Genomic DNA, 20648 nt, shown 5'->3' on the forward strand with positions numbered 1-20648 from the left:
CTGCCCATGAATGTCCAGGCTCGTTTCACCCACATGAAGGACGGCACCGAGGAAGACTGGGCGATCATCGCCGCTGACTTCAGTGCCTATGCCAGACAGCTGCCGTCGCGAATTGTCACGCACCTGAAACTGCTTGAAGGCGATTTCGGCGGTTTCCCGGTCGATCGCCTGACCCACTCGCTGCAAACCGCGACACGGGCCTTTCGCGACGACCGTGACGAGGAATACGTCGTCTGCGCGCTGCTGCATGACATTGGTGACACCCTGGGCTCGTACAATCACCCGGACATTGCTGCAGCGATTCTCAAGCCGTTCGTAAGTGCGGAAAATCTGTGGATGGTGGAGAAGCACGGCATCTTTCAGGGCTATTACTTCTTTCATCACTTGGGCATGGATCGGCATTTGCGCGAGCAATTCAAGGAACATCCGCAGTTTCAGGCGACTGCCGAGTTCTGCGCCAAATACGATGCGGCGGCGTTTGATCCAGCGTATGACACGTTACCGCTGAGTTTCTTCGAGCCGATGATGGAAAGGCTGTTTGCGCAGCCGAAAAATTCGATTTACAAAGCCGCGATGCAAGAGCACAGCCCGGCCTGAAAACACACACATTTCTTAAAGTGGGAGCGGGCTTGCTCGCGAATGCGATGTGCCAGTGAGCGATTTTCTGGCTGACACCGCGCATTCGCGAGCAAGCCCGCTCCCACATTTGGATCTGCGTGGTTCAGGCGATCTCGGCAACGTTGGCCGCTTTCAACTCCGCCTCCCGTGCCTGCGCATCCGCCAGCCGATACAACTCGATCGTGCCGTCCCAATGCTCGATCAACGCCGTGCACGACTCGACCCAATCGCCGCAATTGAGATAGTCCACCTCGCCGACCTTGCGAATCTCGGCATGGTGAATATGCCCGCAGACCACGCCGTGCAATTCGCGCTTCACACATTCGTGGGCAATGGCTTCTTCGAAGTCGCTGATGAAACTGACGGCGGTCTTCACCTTGTGTTTCAGATAGGCCGACAGCGACCAGTAACCGTAGCCATAACGGGCGCGCCAGTGATTGAGCCAGCGGTTGAGCGTCAGGGTGAATTCGTAGGCCGAGTCGCCGAGAAACGCCAGCCAACGGTGATAGCGAGTGATCACATCGAACTGATCGCCGTGAATCACCAGCAGGTGCCGGCCATCGGCCGTGACATGCACCGCCTCGTCGACCAACTGGATATTGCCCAGAATCAGCCTGGAATAGCGCCGTAGAAATTCATCATGATTGCCGGTGACATAAATCACCTCGGTGCCACGCTTGCTCATGGTCAGCAGCCGGCGGATGACGTTGGTGTGCGCCTGCGGCCAGTACATGCCGCTGCGCAGTTTCCAGCCGTCGATGATGTCACCGACCAGATAGACCTTGTCGGCGTGGTAGCCCTTGAGAAACTGCGACAAATGCTCGGCCTGACAATCCCGCGTGCCAAGGTGCACATCGGAGATCCACAGGGTTCGCACCCGTTGTTTGCGACTGGGGCGGGCGAGCTCGGCGCTGGTCATGGGCAACCCTCTGCGATGTTTTCGCCAGCTTGCGCGCGCCCGGTTAATCGACCATGACAGGCGCGCGTCAGTCGTGTGACAGTGCAGCCTGTGCGCACCGGTGTAGACTGGCGACCACTTCGGAGACAACCTGCCATGCGACCGATCCTTACCCTGCGACAGTACAATCACGACCTGATCGCCCACAGCCACAACCACCCGCAATTGGTGTTCGGGCTGTCCGGTGCGCTGGATTTCGAGGTCGAGGGGCGCGGCAGTCAGGTCCGTCAACGCAGTTTCGTAGTCATCCCGTCCGGTGCCCACCATGCGTGCGGCAGTCCCGAAGGCAGCCAGTGTCTGGTGCTGGATATCCCCGACGACCAGTGGCTGACGAACGCTCTGGGCGATCACGCCGACGCCAGTCGCCGACTGTTCGATCAGGCGGGGCGGTTATCGCTGAATGCGCAGCAGAGCCAATTAATCAGTTGGTTGGCCAACAGCCCGGTCAGCGACCCGGTGATCGCACAGCAAGGCGCGGTGCTGCTGCTGGCCAGCCTCAACCACGCGCGGCCTGCCGAAGTCGCTGCTCGCCGTCTGCCCTATGTCGTGCTGGACGCGCACATCGAGCGAAACGCTGCGTATCCGCTGCAAGTCGCCGACCTGGCGCGGGTCGCCGGGTTGTCGAGTGCGCGACTGCACGCACGCTTCATGGCTGAGTGCGGGCAGACGCCGATGGACTATATCCGCAGTCGGCGCCTGCATCTGGCCGTGCAACTGTTGCGCGACACGTCGCTGCCGATCGGTGAAATCGCCAGCCGTGTCGGTTATTCATCGCAAAGCGCTTTTTCTGCGGCGATGCTGCGTGAGTTCCGCGCCTCGCCGCGCCAGTTGCGGCGCGACTCCTGCGACAAAAATCGCTAGCCTCGCGACAGACTCCTGGCCATCCCCCGGTTCAATATGCAGTTGAGATTGTGTTTGAGATAAAAGGATTGCAATGACTCCGCGTACCGCCCTCGGCGCCCTGCATATCGGCGCTTTGATGTTCGGCCTGACCGGTGTGTTCGGCAAACTCGCTGCCGCGTCGCCGGCGGTCATTGTGTTCGGGCGCGCCGCTTTCGCCGTGCTTGCCCTGGCCTTCTTCGCTCGATTCGCCAGCCAGAGCGGCTGGCAAAAACTGCAAGCAGTCGACTGGCGACGCCTGGCGCTGAGCGGGGTGTTGCTGGCCGGACATTGGGTGAGTTTTTTCGTATCGGTGAAGATCGCCGGAGTGGCCATCGCCACGTTGGGCTTTGCCAGCTTCCCGGCGTTTACGGTGATACTCGAAGGGCTGATTTTCCGCGAACGCATCCGTGCCAATGAAATCGTCCTGGTCGTGTTGGTAACCATCGGTCTGGGGCTGGTAACTCCGGCGTTCGATCTGGGCAGCGGCGCGACAGTCGGCTTGCTTTGGGCAGTGTTGTCCGGCCTGCTGTTTTCCCTGCTGTCGCTGACCAACCGCGCCAGTTCCGGACGCATCCCGGCGGTGCAGGCGGCGTTGTGCCAGAACGTTGTCGTGGCGTTGTGTCTGTTGCCGGTTGCAGCGCCGCAGTTGAGTGCGGTGCGCGCGCTGGACTGGTTGTGGATCGCCCTGCTCGGAGTGTTCTGCACAGGCGTGGCGCACAGCCTGTTCGTCGCCAGTCTGGCAGTGATCAAGGCGCGCACGGCGGCGGTGGTATTCGCCATGGAGCCGGTTTACGGCATCACCCTCGCCTGGCTGCTGTTCAGTGAAACCCCGACCCTGCGCATGCTCATCGGTGGCGCGCTGATCATCGTGGCGATCGTGGTGTCGGCGCGGATGTCAGGCGCCAGCGACAAAAAAACCGTCGCCGCCGAGGCCGCCTCTCACTGAGCGCGGTCGTTGTGACCGAGGTCGCGGTCAGGATCGATCTGATCGCGCACCCGCTGCTTCAAAACCTTGGCTTCGGGGAACCCACCGTCGGCCTTGCGTTCCCAGATCTGCACGCCGCCACAGGTAATGTGAAACACCCCGCCGCTGCCCGGCACCAGTGATACTTTGCCCAGCTCGTCAGCGAAGGTGCTGAGCAGTTCCTGGGCCAGCCACGCCGCGCGCAGCAGCCACTGGCATTGGGTGCAATAGGTGATGACAACTTCGGCTTTGGCGACGGTCATGATCGCTGAAACTCCTGAGACAGAGGGCGCCGCTATAATAGCCGGCTTTACCGCTTGCCCAGAGACTCACAATGCGCCGTTTGCTGTTCTGCCTGCTGCTTGGTTTCCTTCCCCTGCTGCTTCATGCCAGTGAAGCGCCACGACCGAAAGTCGGTCTGGTGTTGTCCGGCGGTGCCGCGCGCGGGCTGGCGCACATCGGCGTGCTCAAAGCACTGGAAGAACAAGGCATCACGATCGACGCGATTGCCGGGACCAGCATGGGCGCGGTGGTCGGCGGCCTGTACGCCTCGGGCTACAAGGTCGATGAACTGGAAAAGCTCGCCCTGAGCATCGACTGGCAAGCGGCGCTGTCCGACGCGCCGCCGCGTGAGGACGTGCCATTTCGACGCAAGCAGGACGACCGCGACTTTCTGGTGAAGCAGAAACTCAGCTTCCGCGACGACGGCAGCCTCGGCCTGCCATTGGGGGTGATTCAGGGCCAGAATCTCGCGCTGCTGCTGGAAAGCCTGTTGGCCCACACCAGCGACACCCGCGACTTCGACAAACTGCCGATCCCGTTTCGCGCCGTGACCACCGACATCGCCAATGGCGAAAAAGTGGTGTTCCGCAAAGGCCACCTGCCGCAGGTGATCCGCGCGAGCATGTCCATCCCCGCTGTGTTCGCCCCGGTCGAGCTCGACGGCCGCCTGCTGGTCGACGGCGGCATGACCGACAACATCCCGCTGGACGTCGCACGGGAAATGGGTGTCGACATCGCCATCGTCGTCGACATCGGCACGCCGCTGCGCAACCGCAAGCAGTTGACCACGGTGGTGGATGTGCTCAATCAGTCGATTACCCTGATGACCCGGCGCAACTCCGAAGAGCAACTGGCAGCTCTGCATGCCGATGACGTATTGATCCAACCCGCGCTGGCCGCGTTCGGCGTGACCGATTTCGGCAAGGCTCAGGAGATGATCGATGCCGGTTACCGCGCCACCCGAATCCTCGATGCGCGGCTGGCACAACTGAAGCCAACTGAAACCCAGGACGCCGAACTCAACGCCGCCCGCCAACCGGGACAGCGCACGCCGATCATCACGGCCATCCGCGTCGAAAACGACTCGAAAGTCGACGATGCCGTGATTCGCTATTACATCCGCCAGCCGATCGGCGCGCCGCTGGATCTGGGCCGCCTGCATTCGGACATGGGCACGTTGTACGGCCTCGATTACTTCGATCAGGTGCGTTACCGCGTGGTGCACAAAGGCCAGGATCACACCCTGGTCATCAGTGCCAGCGGCAAGCGCAGCGGCACCGATTACTTGCGGGTTGGCCTCAACCTGTCGGACGACATGCGCGGCGACAGTGCTTTCAATCTCGGCGCCAGCTATCGCGTCAACGGCATCAACCGACTCGGTGCGGAATGGCTGACCCGGGCGCAAATCGGCGACAAGCAGGAGCTGTACAGCGAGTTCTATCAGCCGCTGGATGTCGGCTCGCGCTATTTCGTCGCGCCGTATGCGTCGTTCGAGGCGCAGAACGTCGACTCGGTGCTGGATAACGATCCGATCGCCCAATATCGCGTCGAGCGCTACGGTTTTGGCCTCAACCTTGGCCGGCAGATCGGCAACAACGGCGAAGTGCGGCTTGGCGTCGGCCAGGCCTGGGGCGAGGCTGACGTGCGCATCGGCGATCAGGATTTGCCGAGCGAGAGCTTCAACGAAGGCTTCTATACCGTGAAGTATTCGTACGACTCGCTGGACAACGTCTACTTTCCACATACGGGCAAAGAGGTGAGCCTGACCTTCACCCAGTTCGAACCGGGACTGAGCTCAGACACCCGCTATCGCCAGTGGGAGTTGAATTTCGACAAGGCCATGAGCCACGGCCCGGATACGCTGATACTCGGCGGGCGCTACGGCCGCACGCTGGACAATGCCAATGTGGTGACTTCAAGCTTCCTGCTTGGCGGCGCGCGGCAGTTGTCGGGGTTCCGTGAGGACGCGTTGTCCGGGCAGAACGTCAGCTTGATGCGCGCCGTGTACTACCGCCGCCTGACGCCGCGCTCGTATCTGCCGCTGGATTTCCCGCTGTACGCCGGCGCCTCGCTGGAACGCGGTCGGGCGTGGAATAACGACAACGCATTTGACAGCGGCTACATCAACGCCGCGAGCGTGTTTATCGGCTTCGACACGCCGCTGGGACCGTTGAATTTCACTTATGGATTGAATGATGCCGATGAGCAGGCGGTTTATCTGAATCTGGGGCAGACGTTCTGACGTCCTGGCGAACAGGCTCGCTCCCACAAGGACAACTCATTTCATGGTGGGAGCGAGCCTGCTCGCGAAAGCGGTCCTGGAGAAACCTGTAATCCGTCGGCAGTCAACGAATCCCCGCCAACAACGTCCTCGCTGTTTGCCGCAATGGCTCATCCCCTTCCTTGAGCAATTCGTTGAGCAGCGCGATCGCACTGTCGATGTCGCCGTCGTCGATGCAGGTTTGGGCCTGTTCGAGCTTGCCAGCAGCCTCGGTCTCGCTGGACTCGGGTAATTGCAGATCCAGAGGCTCCAATGCCGGCGACGGCTCGGGATCGCCGAACGCATTGAGGAAGTCATCGTCGAGCGGCTGGGCGTCGGGTTCGGGGATCCATTCAAGTTCGGCTTCTTCCCCAGATGCAGCCTGTGGCAGCTCGAAGTCGACCGGCAGCACGGACAGGCTTGTGCCCAACTCCGGATCATCAATCGGCGGTGCGGCGGAATCGGTGCGGCTGTCGTTGAGATCCCAGTTTGAATCCATCGACAGCTCACTCAGATTCAATTCGAAATCATCCTCGGGAGCGCCGAGCGTCGATGCGAGGGGCACCGAAACGGTCGCCGCTGTGGCCAAGGGCAATTCGGCTGCGATCGGCGTTGCTGCGAATGCCGCCGGTGCGGCGCCTGCCAGTTTTGGATGGCGAGCACGCGCCTCAACCAGTGTGCGGTCATCAACGCCGAGTGCCCGCAGGTGTTCCTCCTGCTGTTCATAGGCGGCGCTGTCACCTTGGCGCCCAAGAACTTCCAGCAACTGCAAACCAAGATCGGTGCGCTCAGGCTCCTTGTACAAGGCATCGCGCAGCAGCCCGGCCGCTTCGTTGAGCCGGCCATAGGCCAGATAAATGCCCACGGCTTCCAGCACATCGCCGGCACCGGGTTCGTCGCGATGATCAGTGGCCGCGTGCGAACCGACAGATTGTTGAAGTTCTGGCTCATCGACGTCATCTTCGGCGCTCACCGGCAATAGCGGCAGCGGCGTGCCATCGGCTGTCGAACGTTGCTGACGGCGGCGTAGAAACAATGCCGCCAGCGCACCCAGCAGCACGATCAGCCCGCCGAGCAGTGGCCAGTTCAAACCGTCGTCTGTCGCCTCGACGGGGGCCGAAACGGCCGCCGGAACAGCTGCGACCGCGGCCGGTGGCGGAGCTCTCTGCACTTCGGCCAGACGGGTTTGCAAATCTTCGATCTGCTTCTTGCCGTCGGCTATTTGCAATTGCTGCTCTTGCAGTCTGAGGTTCTGTTCGTCGAGGGTCTTTTGCAGCTGCTGGGTCAGCAACACGCTGGCAGCCAGTTGCTCGGCCTGCGCATCGTTGGCAGGTGCCGCTGGCGTTGGCGGTAGGGGCGCGGCAGTGCGTTTGCCTTGGGCAGCCTGGGGCGGTGCGGTAACCGGTTCGACGGTTGGGAATTCGGAGGATTGCGGGCGCGGATCCGGCTCGTCGGCGGCGGGCACGATGCCCGGCGAACCTGGCGGGTCGATCAGCACCGTGTACTCGCGCAGCAGGCGGCCGTTGGGCTGATCGAGCTGCACGAGGAAGTTGAGGAAGGGTTCGTTGACCGGCTTGTTCGAGGTCACCCGGATCATCTGGCGATTGCCATGCAGGATCGGGGTGAACTTGAGGTCGTTGAGAAAGAACACCCGCTCGACGCCGGCCCGGCCGAATTCATCTGCCGAGGCCAGGCTGGCCGAGAGATCGTTTTGCGTCAACGTGCCGACATCGACCAGCGCGATGTCGGCCTTGAACGGCTGATTCAGGGCCGAATGAACAGTGATTTCGCCCAACCCCAACGCCATCGACCAGGTCGAATAGCTGAATAGACCGGCAGCGAGCAGCCATTTGGCGCCCCCGCACAGCACTTGCCGACTTGCGAGCATGAGCATCCCTTAAATAAGCAAAACCGGTTTCTATGCGTTCGCACATCCGGTACGAACACGATATTGCCCAGTAGTTCTTATAGTCGGCTCAGAGCGATCTCTCAAAAAATCGGCGTTGGGATGTGCCTCAGGATTTTTCCAGATTGGCCAGAATGTGCCCGTGCACGCGCATGCACACCTTTAAATCCGCCTCGTCGACGCCTTCGAATAATTCGTGGCGCAGTTGCGTGGCAATCGTTTCGATTTGTTCGATCAGAGGTAGAGCGGGTGCGCAGAGCACGATTTTTTTCGCCCGACGGTCTTCCATCACTGACTGGCGTTGCACCAGTCCCTGGTTTTCCAGACTATCGAGCAAGCGCGCCAGAGTCGGACCTTCGACGCCGACACTTTGCGCCAGTTCGCGTTGGGTCGGCGCCTCTTCAAAGCGCGCCAGATGCAGCAGTACCAGCCAGCGCGCCTGCGACAGGCCCAGCCCGGCGAGACGACGATCCAGTTCGGCACGCCAGCCACGGGACATCTGGGCCAGTTGCATACCAAAGCGATGTTGATCGGTTAACGGCATAAAACACTCACGGTTAGACTGAAAATACGGAAAATCTAATTATTAGTCAGCTAAGCATGAGCGGCAGTTATAGGCAAGGGTGGCTCTGTACTGAATCGTTACAACTGAACGGGGCTTGGCGCAAACGTCGCTTCACATCTCGAATTCAGACTGCAACGCCGCCCGCACACAATAAAGCACACCTTCCGGCACGCGCCCGGCGAACAACTCGGCCACTTCGGCGACGGACGGCAACTCGCCCTCGCCATCGAGAAACGCGTCCTGTACTTCGCCCATCAGTTCCTCAGGCAAGTCCAACGCCTGCTCAAGCGACAATTGCTGCTTGCCGATGGCTTCAGCGAGCATCGCGTAGACGTTCTTTTCCGAGCACTGCAGTTGCCCGGCGATCTGCAGCGGCGTCATGCCCGCGCGCGCGAGGGTGATCAGTTCGTGACGGACGTCGGCCACCACTTTCGGCGCTTCGGCCTCGCCGCCGAGCACTTCGAGGAAAGCTTCGCCGTAGCGTTCCAGCTTGCGCGCGCCGACGCCGCTGACCGTGGCCATTTCCGCCAGCGAGGTTGGCTGGCTGCGGAGCATTTCCAACAGGGTCGAGTCGGGGAAGATGACGTATGGCGGCACGCCGTGTTCTTCGGCGAGCTTGCGCCGCAACGCGCGCAAGGCTTCCCACTGTTCGCGTTCCTCGCCGCGCACCAGTTGGCTGGCCTGGCTCTTGCTGCCGGTTTTGGCGGTGACTTGTGGTTTCAGGTCGCGGCGCAGTTCCAGTTTCACTTCGCCTTTGAGCAGCGGCCGGCAACTGTCATTCAAGCGCAGACCGCCATAACCCTCGTGATCGACATCGGCCAACCCACGCGCCACCAACTGGCGGAACAGCGAGCGCCACTCGCTCTCGCTCAACGCCTTGCCCACGCCAAACACCGACAGGTGCTGGTGGCCAAAGCTGCGTACCTTTTCGTTGTCCTTGCCCAGTAGCACATCGACCAGATGGCCGACACCGTAACGCTGGCCGGTACGGAAAATCGCCGACAAGGCCTGGCGCGCCGGCTCGGTGGCATCCCAGGTCTGCACGCCGTCGACACAGTTGTCGCAATGCCCGCACGGCTCGGGCATGTCTTCGTCGAAATAGGCCAGCAATGCCTGCCGGCGGCAGCGGGTTTCTTCGCACAGCGAGAGCATGGCGTCGAGTTTGTGCTGCTCCAGACGCTTGTGCCGTTCGTCGCCTTCGGAGTTCTGCAGCATCTGTTTGAGCATCACCACGTCTTGCAGGCCGTAGGCCATCCACGCGTCCGCCGGCAGACCGTCACGGCCGCCACGTCCGGTTTCCTGGTAATACGCCTCGAGGGATTTCGGCAGATCGAGGTGCGCGACAAAGCGCACGTTGGGCTTGTCGATGCCCATGCCGAACGCCACCGTGGCGACCATGATCAGGCCTTCCTCGTTAAGGAAGCGCTTCTGATGGTAGGCGCGCAGATCATTCGGCAGACCGGCGTGATACGGCAGCGCAGGGAAGCCCTGCTCGCTGAGGAATGCCGCAACTTCTTCGACCTTCTTGCGCGACAGGCAATAAACAATGCCGGCGTCGCTGCGCCGCTCGGCGAGGAACGCCAGCAATTGCTTGCGCGGCTGCTCTTTCGGGACGATGCGGTAGAAAATGTTCGGGCGGTCGAAGCTCGACAGGAAGCGCTCGGCATTCTGCAGGTGCAGGCGATCGACGATTTCTTCGCGGGTGCGCTTGTCGGCGGTCGCAGTCAGGGCAATGCGCGGAACGTTGGGGAACAGTTCCGCCAATTGGCCCAGTTGCAGGTATTCGCGGCGGAAGTCGTGGCCCCATTGCGACACGCAATGCGCTTCGTCGATGGCGAACAAAGCGATTTCCAGGCTTTGCAGGAACGCCAGCATGCGCGGCTGGACCAGACGCTCGGGGGCAAGATAGAGCATTTTCACTTCGCCGCGCTTGATCCGCACAGCGAGATCACGCTGCTGTTCAGCGCTCAGCGTGGAGTTCAACGCGGCAGCGGCCACGCCCAGTTCTTCAAGGGTGGCGACCTGATCGTCCATCAGAGCGATCAACGGCGAAACCACCACCGCCAGACCCTCGCGCAGCAGCGCCGGCACCTGAAAGCACAAGGACTTGCCGCCACCGGTAGGCATCAGCACCAGCGCATCACCGCCGCTGGCCACGCGCTCAATGATCGCACCCTGACGGCCACGGAAACTGTCGTAGCCGAAGATGTCCTTGAGGACGCGTTGAGCCTGTTCGAGCATAAAAACTCCAAAAATCTACCGATACATCCCTGCTCAGGCTGGTTCAGAGCAGCCTCGGCTGCTTAAACAAAACGTAAGAACACGTTGCATGACCAGCGCAGCGCCAGCAGGGATCGCAAAACGCGGCAGTATACCCGAGGCCTTTGCCGCAGAGGGTGCCGCTGAGAAGACACTGATAAACCTGCCACGCACAAAACCCGGTGAGAGCGCGCTTGCTCGCGCAAGCGGCGGGTCAGTCGATGCAAAAGTGCCTGACACACCGTCTTCGCGAGCAAGCCCGCTCCCACAGGCTATTCACCCTTTCCAGTAAGTCCGGTAATTGGGCAAATCTGCCAAGCGGCTGGCTAGAGCGCGCAAGAAGGCCTAGAATTCCCGCATTGTTTATTCCCCAAGGTAGCCCCGTAATGTCCTTCGCTGAGCAACTGACCCGCCTGCAAGTCTTCCTCGACGCCGACGAGCTGCACGACGAGGCGCTGGATTACGTCGCCGCCCACGGTTACCTGACCGCGCTGTCGATCTGCTCCGAAGACGTCCCGGAGCGCGAGTGGATCGACGCGCTGTTCGCCGAAGAGCCGCATTACGCCGACGAAGCCCAGCGTGCCGAAATCGAAGCCACACTGATCGGCCTCAAAGCGCATATCGCTCGTCAACTGGCCTCGGATGAAGAATTCGAACTGCCTTGCGAACTGGATCTGGGCGAAGAGCCGGACGATTCCGAACTGCGCGGTTGGTGCATCGGTTTCATGGAAGGTGTGTTCCTGCGCGAAGCCGCCTGGTTCGAAACCGCCGAAGAAGAAGTCAGCGAAATGCTCCTGCCGATCATGGTCGGTTCCGGTCTGTTCGACGAGCAGCCTGAGTTCGAGGACATCGCCAAGGACGCCAACCTGATGGACGACATGATCGTACAGATCCCGGAAGCCCTGACCGCGCTGTACCTGCTGTGCCAGGCGCCCGACGAAAAACCGGCGATCCTCAAGCCACGCCACCACTAAGATCCGGCCTATGGACAATCCCATAGGCAACCGCCCCCTGATGTTGCGCTACGCCCTGCTGGCCATCGGCTGGCTCAGCGTGGCATTGGGGGTGATCGGCATCTTCCTGCCGGTCCTGCCCACCACTCCTTTCCTTCTGCTTGCTGCAGCTTGCTTTGCGCGCAGCTCTCCGCGCTTCTATCGCTGGCTGGTCGAGCATCCACGACTGGGGCCATGGATTCGCGACTACCTCGAAGGCAACGGCATTCCGCTCAAAGGCAAGGTCTACGCGATCGGGCTGATGTGGGTGAGCATTCTGTTCTCGTGTTATCTGGTGCCGTTGATGTGGGCGCGGGGGTTCATGCTGACCAGTGCGGTGTTGGTAACGGTTTATATTTTGCGGCAGAAGACATTGCGTAAATCCTGATAAATCGCAGTTGCTCATGCTTGGCGAACTGGCGGTGAATCGGGTGCTGGATAATCTGGAGTTGCCGCAATCGGGATGACAGTCAGCTGAGTCCTGCGGTGTCAATTCCGGCCTCTTCGCGGGCAAGCCCGCTCCCACAGGTTCTGTGGTGTGACAAAAGATTTGTGGCCGCCGCTCATCTCCGTGGGAGCGGGCTTGCCCGCGAAGGCTGACTGACAGGCAATACATGCCTACACACAGAAAAAACCCGCCGTCCCTCCAACCGGGGCGGCGGGTTTGCTGTTTCAGACTTCAGATCAAACGGTATCGACTTTCAACGAATGATCATTGAGCATGCCGCTGATGATCGTCGCCGTGTCGTGGCCGCTGGCAATCATGCCGCCTGCGCCCGGGGTCACGCCGTAGTGGCTGGCAAGGTTGACGCCAGCGAGATCGATGGTCTGGTTCGGCGTGGCGCCGGCCATGGCGCTGACGTCGATGCTGGTCATCACCGAGGCGCCGCTGCCACTGACAGTGAAGTGCAAATAGTCATCCAGCGACGCGGTGCTGGCATTTTCGCCTTGCAGCAGTTGCGACAGGTCGAGCTTGTCGGTGCCGGGGGTGAAATCGGTGATCAGGTCGTGGCCGCTGTTGCCCTTGAGCCACTGGAAGGTGTCCGCCCCTGCTCCGCCGGTCAGAGTGTTGTTGCCCATGCCACCGATCAGCAAGTCATCGCCGGCGCCACCGTTGAGGAAGTCGTTGCCGAGCCCCCCGTTGATCACGTTGTTGTTGGCGTCGCCGGTGAGGCTGTCGTTGAAGTTCGAGCCGAGCAGGTTTTCGATGCCGGTCAGGGTGTCGGTGCCGGCGCCGAGGGTGTTTTGCGCACCTAGCAGGCCGAGGTTGACGGTGACCGCGGCTGTGGCATGGGCGTAGCTGGCCGTGTCGCTGCCGGTGCCGCCGTCGAGCAGATCATTGCCGGCGCCGCTGTAAAGCAAATCGTTGCCGGCGCCGCCGTGCATTTCGTTATTGCCGGAGCCAGCGCTGAGCACGTCATTGCCGTCGCCGGCATTGATCACGTTATTGCCGCTGCCCGCCACCAGCACATCGTCGCTGGCGGTGCCGGTCAGGGTGTGGCCGTCCTGATAGCTGATGCTGAGACTGGCCGTATCGCTGCCGCCGTGGTTGTCGTTGGCGGTGTAGGTGCCATGGTAGTCCGGCGTGATGTCGTGGGCCCCGGCGTAGTCAAGGGTCATTGTCAGTTGGTAGTTCTCTGCGGCGTTGGGGTTGCCGCCGCCGTTACCAATATTGGTGATGTGGATCTGGTAGATGCCGTCCGCCGAGGCGGTGAGCGTTTGCCCGTCCGCCAGCGCGGCGTAGGCGCCACCGTTGAGCGAGTACTCCATGCTGATCTTGCCGGCACTCAGATTGTGATCCAGATTGAGGGTTTCGCCCTGACGCAGATTGACGGTGATGCGATCTTCATCATTGGCATTGCTGTTGCTCACCATGCCGAGATAACCGCTGACTACCAGCACGGCGGTCATCGTCGCGGCATTGGCGCTGAAGGCGCTGCGCACGTTGGCCAGGTTCTGGTTGGCCGCATTATTGGGCTGCCCGGTGAAACCGATCAGACCGGTGCCGGTGAAGTCCGCTGCTTTCGATACCCAGCCCGTATTGAAGCTGGTTGGCGTGGCGTTGAGTGCATCGCCGTTCGGATCGGTGTCATTGGCAAGCAGCAGCTCGCCCGGCACCACGATGTTGCCGGACAGCACATTGGTGATGACGTGATCGTCCATCGCCACCGGCGGCGCGTTGGGGATCACTTTCACCGTCAGCGTGGAGCTGGCCAGATCGCCGTCGTTGTCACTGACGGTGAAACCGATGTTTTCGGTGATCACCACCGCCGTGGTTTTCTGCGAGGTGTAGCTGTATTCGCCGGTGTCGAGGTTGACCACCAAGGTGCCGCTATTGTTGGTGGCGATGCTGACCGTGTTGTTCGCCGTGTTGAAGGTGCCGTGGTTGGCGCCGCCGCTCGCGGTCAACGAACCCTGGCCGCTGAGGGCCTTCGGATCGTAGGTGTAGCTGGTGCCGTCGACGACGATGGACTTGATGAAACCGCCATCGGCACCGAACGAACCGCCCTCGCCCAGCAGCGAACCGGTGACCGGCGCGCCCTGCACGGTGCCGGACAATACCGAGTTGAGCTGATTGAGATCGGTGACCACCACCGCATTGGTGTCGGTGTGATTGATGCCGTCGTAGGCCAGCGGATCGAGGTTGGCGTTGCTCACGCCACTGCCCAGTCCAATGGCGTAGTTTTTGATGTTGTTGGCGTCGAGGAAGTTTTTCAGCGCGGCTTCGTCAGCCGTGCCGATGTCACCCTCGTTGGGCTTGCCGTCGGAGAAGAAGTAGCCGACGTTCTGCGCCCCGGTGAGTTTGCCGGAGGTGTTGAACGCGGTCTGCATCACCGCCACGGCGGCGTCGTAGTTGGTGCCGCCGCCGGCATTCAGACCCGCGAGCAGCGTCTTGGCGGTGGCCACATCCACCCACACGGTGGTGCGGTCGGCAGCATTGCTGCTGAATGTCACCAACTGCACTTTCACATCGCCCAGATCATCGTACTTGTCGAGCAAGGCACCAATCGCCTGCTTGGCCAGCGCCAGCCGCGACAGGCCCGGCACGCCAGAGGCATCGGCCATGCTGCCGGAAATGTCGAGGACGATGAGCACGTTGGAATCGATCTCCACCGCCGTCACCGAGCGATCCGAAGCAACGGCTTTCGGTACATCGTCAACGATGTTGACCACAAGGGTGCTGGTGGTGCTGTTGCCCAGTGCATCGGTGGCTTGGTAGGTGAACGTTTCGCTGAGGGTATTGGCCCCGTCGCTGGCGTTCGGCGCGGTTTTCGGCGCGGAGGTCAGCGTGTAGGTGTAGGTGCCGTCGGCGTTGAGCTGCAGTTGTCCGTAGCTGCCGGTGGCGTTGCCGACCAACGTATAAGTGATCGCGCCGCTGCCGCCACTGAGGGAACCCACCAGCGTGCCGCTGGCGGTTTCGCCGGTGTTGCCCGGTTCGCTGCCGGTGACCGTGCCGGGAGCCAGATCGGCGCCATCCTTGCTCAGGTCGAGGGCTTTTTCGTAAACCGTGACGTCGGTGTCGCCGACGGCGACCAGGCAGCTGTTGTGCACATCAATGGTGAGGGTGGTGGTGCTTTCGTCGCCATCGGAATCGCGCACGGTGTAGGTGAATACGTCAACCGCGCCCGGGGCGTTCACCGCGTTGGGATTGCTGTGATAAACGGCGTTGCCGTTGGCATCGAGGGTGAGGTAGCCGTAGCTGCCGTTGATTTGTGAGTTCAAACCGCCAATGGCAGAAGTAGACGTATCGGCGCCGGCACGCACGCCGATCACGGCACCGGAAACTGCCGGGCCGTCAGCCCCGCCTATATCGTTTTCGAGCACGTTTCCACTGACGGTTCCGCCCTCCTCCACCGAAGTGGCATCTGCGTGCGCTGTCGGCAGGTCATCAACGATGTTGACGTTGATCTGACCGCTGGCCGTGCTGCCGTCGGTGTCTGTGGCGACCACCGCGAAATTCTCGCTGAGGCTGTTGGCACCGTTGGCGTCTGGATGGGCTTCGTTGTCGACCAGGGTGTAGCTGTAGCTGACCACGCCGGTGGCCGGGTCGTAACCGGTGATGGTGAACGTACTGCCCAGCGGCGAGACCACCGACTGTGGCAAACCGGCGGCGACGCCATTGCTGACCACGGCAATGCCGCCGACCGTCAATGTTTGCAGGCCATCAAGCGCGGTGACGGTGAAGCTGCCGCTCTGGGTCAGCGCCGAGGTGTTGGGGCTGCTGCCGTCGCTGAGGTTCCTCTCGTAGACGGTGAGTTCGCCGCCCTTCACGTTGAGGCCGTCGAGACACACCGGGTCGTCGTTGTTGTGAATGTTCAGCACAAGGTTGGCGGTGCTGGTGTCGCCGTCGGAGTCGGTGATCGTGTAGGCGAAGGTTTCAGTGCCGTTGCCGCCGCCGTGGAGGTTGTTGAAGTCGGCGTCGTTAACGTCCAGCGTGTAGGTGTAAGTGCCGTTGGCGTTAAGTACCAGCGTGCCGTAAGTGCCAGTGAAAGTACCGGCGGTCACCGGGCCGCTGGCGACGCGATCGGCGCCTTGCACGTCGTTGTCGAGGACATTGCCAGTCAGGGTCAATTGCGCTTCGGTCGCGTTGTCGGCATTGCTGTCGTTCAGCGCTTTCGGCACGTCATCGACGATGCTCACGACAATACTGCTGGTGACGACATTGCCCAGCGAATCGGTGGCCTGATAGGTGAAGGTTTCGCTCAGGCTGTTGGCGCCGTCGTCGGCGTGCGGCGTGGTGGTCGCCGGCGAGGTCAGGGTGTAGGTGTAAGTGCCATTGGCGTTGAGCACGATCTGCCCGTAATTGCCGGTGGCGCTGCCGACCAGCGCATAACTGATCGCGCCGACCGCGCCGGTAACCGAGCCGACCAGGGTGCCGGAAGCGGTTTCGCCAGTGCTGTTCGGATCGCTGCCGACCACACTGCCCGCTGCCAGATCCTGGCCATCCTGGTTCAGGTCGAGGGCTTTTTCGTAGACGGTGACGTCAGTGTCGCTGACCGCTTTCAGGCAGCTGTTATAGACGTCGATGGTGATCGTCGTGGTGCTTTCATCACCATCGGAATCGCGCACGGTGTAGGTGAACACATCCACCGCACCCGGACCGTTCACCGCGTTGGGATTGCTGTGATAAACGGCGTTGCCGTTGGCATCAAGCGTGAGGTAGCCGTAGGTGCCGTTGATCTGCGAATTGAGCCCGCCGATGGCCGAAGTCGAGGTGTCGGCACCGGCGCGCACGCCGACCACTGCGCCGGTAATCGCCGGGCCATCCGCGCCGCCGACATCGTTGTTGAGTACGTTACCGCTGACAGTACCGCCCTCCGCCACCGAAGCCGCGTCCGCATGCGCGGTCGGCAAATCATCGACGATATTGACGTTGATCTGGCCGCTGGCGGTACTGCCATCGGTGTCCGTCGCGACGACGTCGAAGTTCTCAGTGAGGCTGTTGGCGCCGTTGGCGGTTGGATGAGCTTCGTTGTCGGCCAGGGTGTAGCTGTAGCTGACCACGCCGGTCGCCGGGTCATAACCGCTGATGGTCAAGGTGCTGCCAAGCGGCGTGATCACTGATTGCGGAAACCCTGCGGCCGCGCCATTGGTGATCACGGCAATGCCACCGACTGTGAGGGTCTGCAGACCATCGAGAGCGCTGACGGTGAAAGTGCCGTTCTGGGTCAGCGCCGGGGTGTTGGGGCTGGTGCCGTCGCTGAGGTTTTTTTCGTAGACCGTCAGTTCGCCACCGTTGACGTCGAGGCCATTGAGCAGCACCGGATCATCGTTGTTGTGAATCTGCAGAACAAGATTGGCAGTGCTGGTATCGCCGTCGGCATCGGTGATCGTGTAGGCAAAAGTTTCGGTGCCGTTACCGCCGCCGGTCAAGGCTTTGAAATCGGCATCGCTGGTGTTCAGCGTGTAGGTGTAGGTGCCGTCAGCGTTCAGAACCAAGGTACCGAACGTGCCGGTGAAAGTGCCGGGTGTAACCGGGCCTGTTGCTACGCGGTCGGCGCCTTGTATGTCATTGGCGAGGACATTGCCGGTGAGGGTCAGTTGATTTTCCGAGGCGGTGCCGTTGCTGTCATCGTTAGCTTTCGGCAGGTCGTCGACGATGTTGACGTCGAGGGTGCCGGTGGCCGTTGTCCCGTTGTCGTCGATGACGGTAACCGCGAACTGCTCAGGCAGACTGTTCGCGCCATTGGCGTTCGGATGCGTTTCGTTGTCGGCCAGGGTGTAGCTATAGCTGACCACGCCGGTCGCAGCGTTGAAACCAGTAATCGTCAGCGTGCTGCCCAGTGGCGTGGTGATCGATTGCGGGAAACCTGCGGCCACGCCATTGGTCACCACGGCAATTCCACCGACAGTCAGGGTGCTGACGCCGTCCAGCGCGGTGATGGTAAACGTGCCGTTTTGCGTCAGCGCGCCAGCATCCGGGGCGCTGCCGTCAGTTAGGTTTTTCTCGTAAACCGTCAACTCTCCGCCGGCGACGTTCAGGCCGTCGATGGTGACTGGATCGTCGTTGTTGTGGATCTGCAGAACAAGATTGGCAGTGCTGGTATCGCCGTCGGCATCGGTGATCGTGTAGGCAAAAGTTTCGGTGCCGTTGCCGCCGCCGGTCAAGTTTTTGAAGTCGGCGTCGCTGGTATTTAGCGTGTAGGTGTAGGTGCCGTCGGCGTTCAGAACCAAGGTGCCGTAAGTACCGGTGAAAGTGCCCGGCGTGACCGGTCCGGTGGGTACGCGGTCGGCGCCTTGTATGTCATTGGTGAGGACACTGCCGGTGAGGGTCAGTTGATTTTCCGAGGCGGTGCCGTTGCTGTCATCGTTGGCTTTCGGCAGGTCGTCGACGATGTTGACGTCGAGGGTGCCGGTGGCCGTTGTCCCGTTGTCGTCGATGACGGTAACCGCGAACTGCTCAGGCAGACTGTTCGCGCCATTGGCGTTCGGATGCGTTTCGTTGTCGGCCAGGGTGTAGCTGTAACTGACCACACCGGTTGCAGCGTTGAAACCAGTAATGGTCAGCGTGCTGCCCAGTGGCGTGGTGATCGATTGCGGGAAGCCTGCGGCAACGCCATTGGTGACCACGGCGATGCCGCCGACTGTCAGCGTGGTCACGCCGTCCAGCGCGGTGATGGTGAACGTGCCGTTTTGCGTCAGTGCGCCAGCGTCAGGGACGCTGCCGTCGCTGAGGTTTTTTTCGTAAATCGTCAACTCGCCACCGGCGACGTTCAGGCCGTCGATGGTGACTGGATCGTCGTTGTTGTGGATCCGCAAAACGAGATTGGCAGTGCTGGTATCGCCGTCGGCATCGGTGATCGTGTAGGCGAAGGTTTCGGTGCCGTTGCCGCCGCCGGTCAAGTTTTTGAAGTCGGCGTCGCTGGTATTTAGCGTGTAGGTGTAAGTGCCGTCGGCGTTCAGAATCAACGTGCCGTAAGTACCAGTGAATGTACCGGGCGTGACCGGTCCGGTGGGTACGCGGTCAGCGCCTTGGATGTCATTGGTGAGGACATTGCCGGTCAGGGTCAGCACGGTTTCCGAGGCAACGCCGTTGGCGTCATCAAACGCTTTGGGCACGTCGTCGGTGATATTCACGTCCAGCGTGCCAGTGGCGCTGTCGCCATTGCTGTCGGTGGCGATCACGGTGAACTGTTCGCTGAGGTTGTTCACGCCGTCGCCGGCCGCGTGGGTCTCGTTGTCGGTGAGGGTGTAGCTGTAGCTGACCGTGCCAGTGGCCGCGTTGTAACCGGTGATGGTCAGGGTGTTGCCCAGTTGCGTGGTGATCGACTGGGGAAAGCCGATCGGCACGCCGCCAACGATCACGTTGATGCCGCCGATGCTCAGGCTGTTCAAGCCATCCGCTGCCGAGACGGTGAAGCTGCCACTTTGCGTCAGCGCGCCCGGATTGGCCGCTGTACCGTCAGGCAGATTGGCTTCATTGAGGTTCAGCTCGCCGCCCGCCCCTTCGAGACCGTTGAGGATGACCGGGTTGTTCACCGGCGTCGGTGGCACCACGACCGGCGCCGGCGTGTCGTCGCCATTGTCGTTGTCCGCATCGCGGCGATACTCGGGAAATTCGGGAATGCCGTTGAAGCCGGCGGTGGGGAAACCGATGCTCGGATCGACTCGGCCGCCGACTTCGGTCAGCAGCACGAAGCTGTGCCCGCCGCCCAGTTCACCGGTATTGCCGGTCGGCGCGTTGGGGCCGGCAGCGGTGGCTTCGGCAGTTTTACTGGGGTCTTCACCGGCGGCGATTGCTTTCTGGATTTGCTCGACATCGGTCAGTTGCGCCTGGCTCGGGGTCTGCGCTTCAGCGACGTTCACCGGCACCGCCTGGTCGGCCAGCAATTGCCCGGTCATGGTGATGCTGCTGCCCCGGCCGAGGGTCAATTGCTCGCCGTTTTGCAGTTTCACCGCCACCGCACCTTCCGCGCCGGTGATCAGTTGATCGCCGCCGTACAGGCGATCGCCCTCGAACAGCGGACGCTTGATGCCGTCGCCCGCCTGGGCGAACACCTGACCAATGACTTTTGTGACCGTACCGATGAGCGCTGCCATGTGAAATCCTCCGCTGCCGACCACCGTCGGCACAGGTTCGCGAAGCAGCCCATGGCTCAATCGGGTTGCCGGGGGCGACGCTCGCACCCTCGGCAGTTCGTTTCGCAGGTCGGATCAAGAGAATTACCAGCGCTATCAAGCACTTGCCAACCCTGTTCGATTCATCGACCCACTAGCGCTACGTAACGGCGGTGAATCACCAGAGTGACAAAAATCTGTCGCTCATTTGCCGTGACGCGTCCCTCCCCTTCAGCAGTACTTCGCAGTGTCTCGCAAAGTGAATGGAACTTTCCTCAAGCCTTTTGGAGCTCCCTAAAGCGCATAAAACAAAGGCTTTCGAGCTGAACAATGTGCTGCTTTTGAAAAACCGCATAAGTTTTTTTTGGAATAAGGCTTATGAAAATTTTTTCTTGGCTACGCT

At 61.3% G+C, this 20648-nt stretch carries 12 protein-coding genes; 6 read left to right on the forward strand and 6 right to left on the reverse strand.

Features of this window, described 5'->3' with window-relative positions:
• The first annotated feature begins 6 nt into the window (after positions 1–6).
• A complete protein-coding gene (locus ACIGDJ_RS10980) occupies positions 7–597 on the forward strand; it encodes an HD domain-containing protein (RefSeq protein ID WP_397478381.1) in 591 nt (196 codons plus the stop codon).
• Between the two features lie 124 nt (positions 598–721).
• Here ACIGDJ_RS10980 and ACIGDJ_RS10985 read toward each other — a convergent pair whose 3' ends face one another.
• Positions 722–1537 (reverse strand): UDP-2,3-diacylglucosamine diphosphatase, encoded by an 816-nt coding sequence (locus ACIGDJ_RS10985; protein ID WP_397478382.1) that lies wholly within the window; start codon positions 1535–1537, stop codon positions 722–724.
• A gap of 135 nt (positions 1538–1672) precedes the next feature.
• Between ACIGDJ_RS10985 and ACIGDJ_RS10990 the strand changes: the two genes are divergently transcribed.
• Complete coding sequence (locus ACIGDJ_RS10990) at positions 1673–2437, forward strand: AraC family transcriptional regulator (RefSeq protein WP_397478383.1); 765 nt, start codon at positions 1673–1675, stop codon at positions 2435–2437.
• Between the two features lie 73 nt (positions 2438–2510).
• Entirely contained in the window at positions 2511–3404 is an 894-nt protein-coding gene (locus tag ACIGDJ_RS10995; RefSeq protein ID WP_312996604.1) for a DMT family transporter, read from the forward strand.
• Here the strand turns inward: ACIGDJ_RS10995 and ACIGDJ_RS11000 are convergent.
• A complete protein-coding gene (locus ACIGDJ_RS11000; protein ID WP_312996602.1) occupies positions 3398–3685 on the reverse strand; it encodes a SelT/SelW/SelH family protein in 288 nt (95 codons plus the stop codon). The genes ACIGDJ_RS10995 and ACIGDJ_RS11000 overlap by 7 nt on opposite strands.
• Before the next feature lie 71 nt (positions 3686–3756).
• Here ACIGDJ_RS11000 and ACIGDJ_RS11005 point away from each other — a divergent pair, with 71 nt between their 5' ends.
• The gene (locus ACIGDJ_RS11005) at positions 3757–5946 is read left to right on the forward strand and encodes a patatin-like phospholipase family protein (RefSeq protein ID WP_101158596.1); all 2190 of its coding nucleotides are present in this window, start codon (positions 3757–3759) and stop codon (positions 5944–5946) included.
• A gap of 103 nt (positions 5947–6049) precedes the next feature.
• Here ACIGDJ_RS11005 and ACIGDJ_RS11010 read toward each other — a convergent pair whose 3' ends face one another.
• The 3 genes from ACIGDJ_RS11010 to recQ all read right to left on the reverse strand — a co-directional run bounded on the left by ACIGDJ_RS11010 (position 6050) and on the right by recQ (position 10676).
• On the reverse strand, positions 6050–7852 hold the full coding sequence (locus ACIGDJ_RS11010; RefSeq protein WP_397478384.1) for a FimV/HubP family polar landmark protein: 1803 nt from the start codon (positions 7850–7852) through the stop codon (positions 6050–6052).
• A gap of 127 nt (positions 7853–7979) precedes the next feature.
• The gene (locus tag ACIGDJ_RS11015; RefSeq protein WP_016771142.1) at positions 7980–8414 is read right to left on the reverse strand and encodes a MarR family transcriptional regulator; all 435 of its coding nucleotides are present in this window, start codon (positions 8412–8414) and stop codon (positions 7980–7982) included.
• A gap of 132 nt (positions 8415–8546) precedes the next feature.
• Positions 8547–10676 (reverse strand): DNA helicase RecQ, encoded by a 2130-nt coding sequence (gene recQ, locus ACIGDJ_RS11020; RefSeq protein ID WP_397478385.1) that lies wholly within the window; start codon positions 10674–10676, stop codon positions 8547–8549.
• Between the two features lie 404 nt (positions 10677–11080).
• On the opposite strand from recQ, the gene ACIGDJ_RS11025 reads away from it, so the two are divergent.
• Both ACIGDJ_RS11025 and ACIGDJ_RS11030 read left to right on the forward strand, forming a co-directional pair.
• Positions 11081–11668 (forward strand): YecA family protein, encoded by a 588-nt coding sequence (locus ACIGDJ_RS11025; protein WP_101158594.1) that lies wholly within the window; start codon positions 11081–11083, stop codon positions 11666–11668.
• Between the two features lie 10 nt (positions 11669–11678).
• Positions 11679–12074 carry a YbaN family protein gene (locus ACIGDJ_RS11030; RefSeq protein WP_312996593.1) on the forward strand — a complete coding sequence of 132 codons (396 nt, stop codon included), beginning with the start codon at positions 11679–11681 and terminating at the stop codon, positions 12072–12074.
• A 296-nt stretch (positions 12075–12370) separates the two neighbouring features.
• Here the strand turns inward: ACIGDJ_RS11030 and ACIGDJ_RS11035 are convergent, their stop codons facing one another.
• Positions 12371–20227 carry a retention module-containing protein gene (locus ACIGDJ_RS11035; RefSeq protein WP_397478386.1) on the reverse strand — a complete coding sequence of 2619 codons (7857 nt, stop codon included), beginning with the start codon at positions 20225–20227 and terminating at the stop codon, positions 12371–12373.
• Positions 20228–20648: the final 421 nt, after the last annotated feature.

It is taken from the genome of Pseudomonas sp. NPDC079367 (assembly GCF_044542195.1).
Classification (GTDB): domain Bacteria; phylum Pseudomonadota; class Gammaproteobacteria; order Pseudomonadales; family Pseudomonadaceae; genus Aquipseudomonas.

Excerpts from the sequence above, each read along its gene's own strand:
- ACIGDJ_RS10980 (WP_397478381.1), top strand. The coding sequence starts at position 7 with ATGAATGTCCAGGCTCGTTTCACCCACATGAAGGACGGCACCGAGGAA.
- ACIGDJ_RS10985 (WP_397478382.1), bottom strand. The coding sequence starts at position 1,537 with ATGACCAGCGCCGAGCTCGCCCGCCCCAGTCGCAAACAACGGGTGCGA.
- ACIGDJ_RS10990 (WP_397478383.1), top strand. The coding sequence starts at position 1,673 with ATGCGACCGATCCTTACCCTGCGACAGTACAATCACGACCTGATCGCC.
- ACIGDJ_RS10995 (WP_312996604.1), top strand. The coding sequence starts at position 2,511 with ATGACTCCGCGTACCGCCCTCGGCGCCCTGCATATCGGCGCTTTGATG.
- ACIGDJ_RS11000 (WP_312996602.1), bottom strand. The coding sequence starts at position 3,685 with ATGACCGTCGCCAAAGCCGAAGTTGTCATCACCTATTGCACCCAATGC.
- ACIGDJ_RS11005 (WP_101158596.1), top strand. The coding sequence starts at position 3,757 with ATGCGCCGTTTGCTGTTCTGCCTGCTGCTTGGTTTCCTTCCCCTGCTG.
- ACIGDJ_RS11010 (WP_397478384.1), bottom strand. The coding sequence starts at position 7,852 with ATGCTCGCAAGTCGGCAAGTGCTGTGCGGGGGCGCCAAATGGCTGCTC.
- ACIGDJ_RS11015 (WP_016771142.1), bottom strand. The coding sequence starts at position 8,414 with ATGCCGTTAACCGATCAACATCGCTTTGGTATGCAACTGGCCCAGATG.
- recQ (WP_397478385.1), bottom strand. The coding sequence starts at position 10,676 with ATGCTCGAACAGGCTCAACGCGTCCTCAAGGACATCTTCGGCTACGAC.
- ACIGDJ_RS11025 (WP_101158594.1), top strand. The coding sequence starts at position 11,081 with ATGTCCTTCGCTGAGCAACTGACCCGCCTGCAAGTCTTCCTCGACGCC.
- ACIGDJ_RS11030 (WP_312996593.1), top strand. The coding sequence starts at position 11,679 with ATGGACAATCCCATAGGCAACCGCCCCCTGATGTTGCGCTACGCCCTG.
- ACIGDJ_RS11035 (WP_397478386.1), bottom strand. The coding sequence starts at position 20,227 with ATGGCAGCGCTCATCGGTACGGTCACAAAAGTCATTGGTCAGGTGTTC.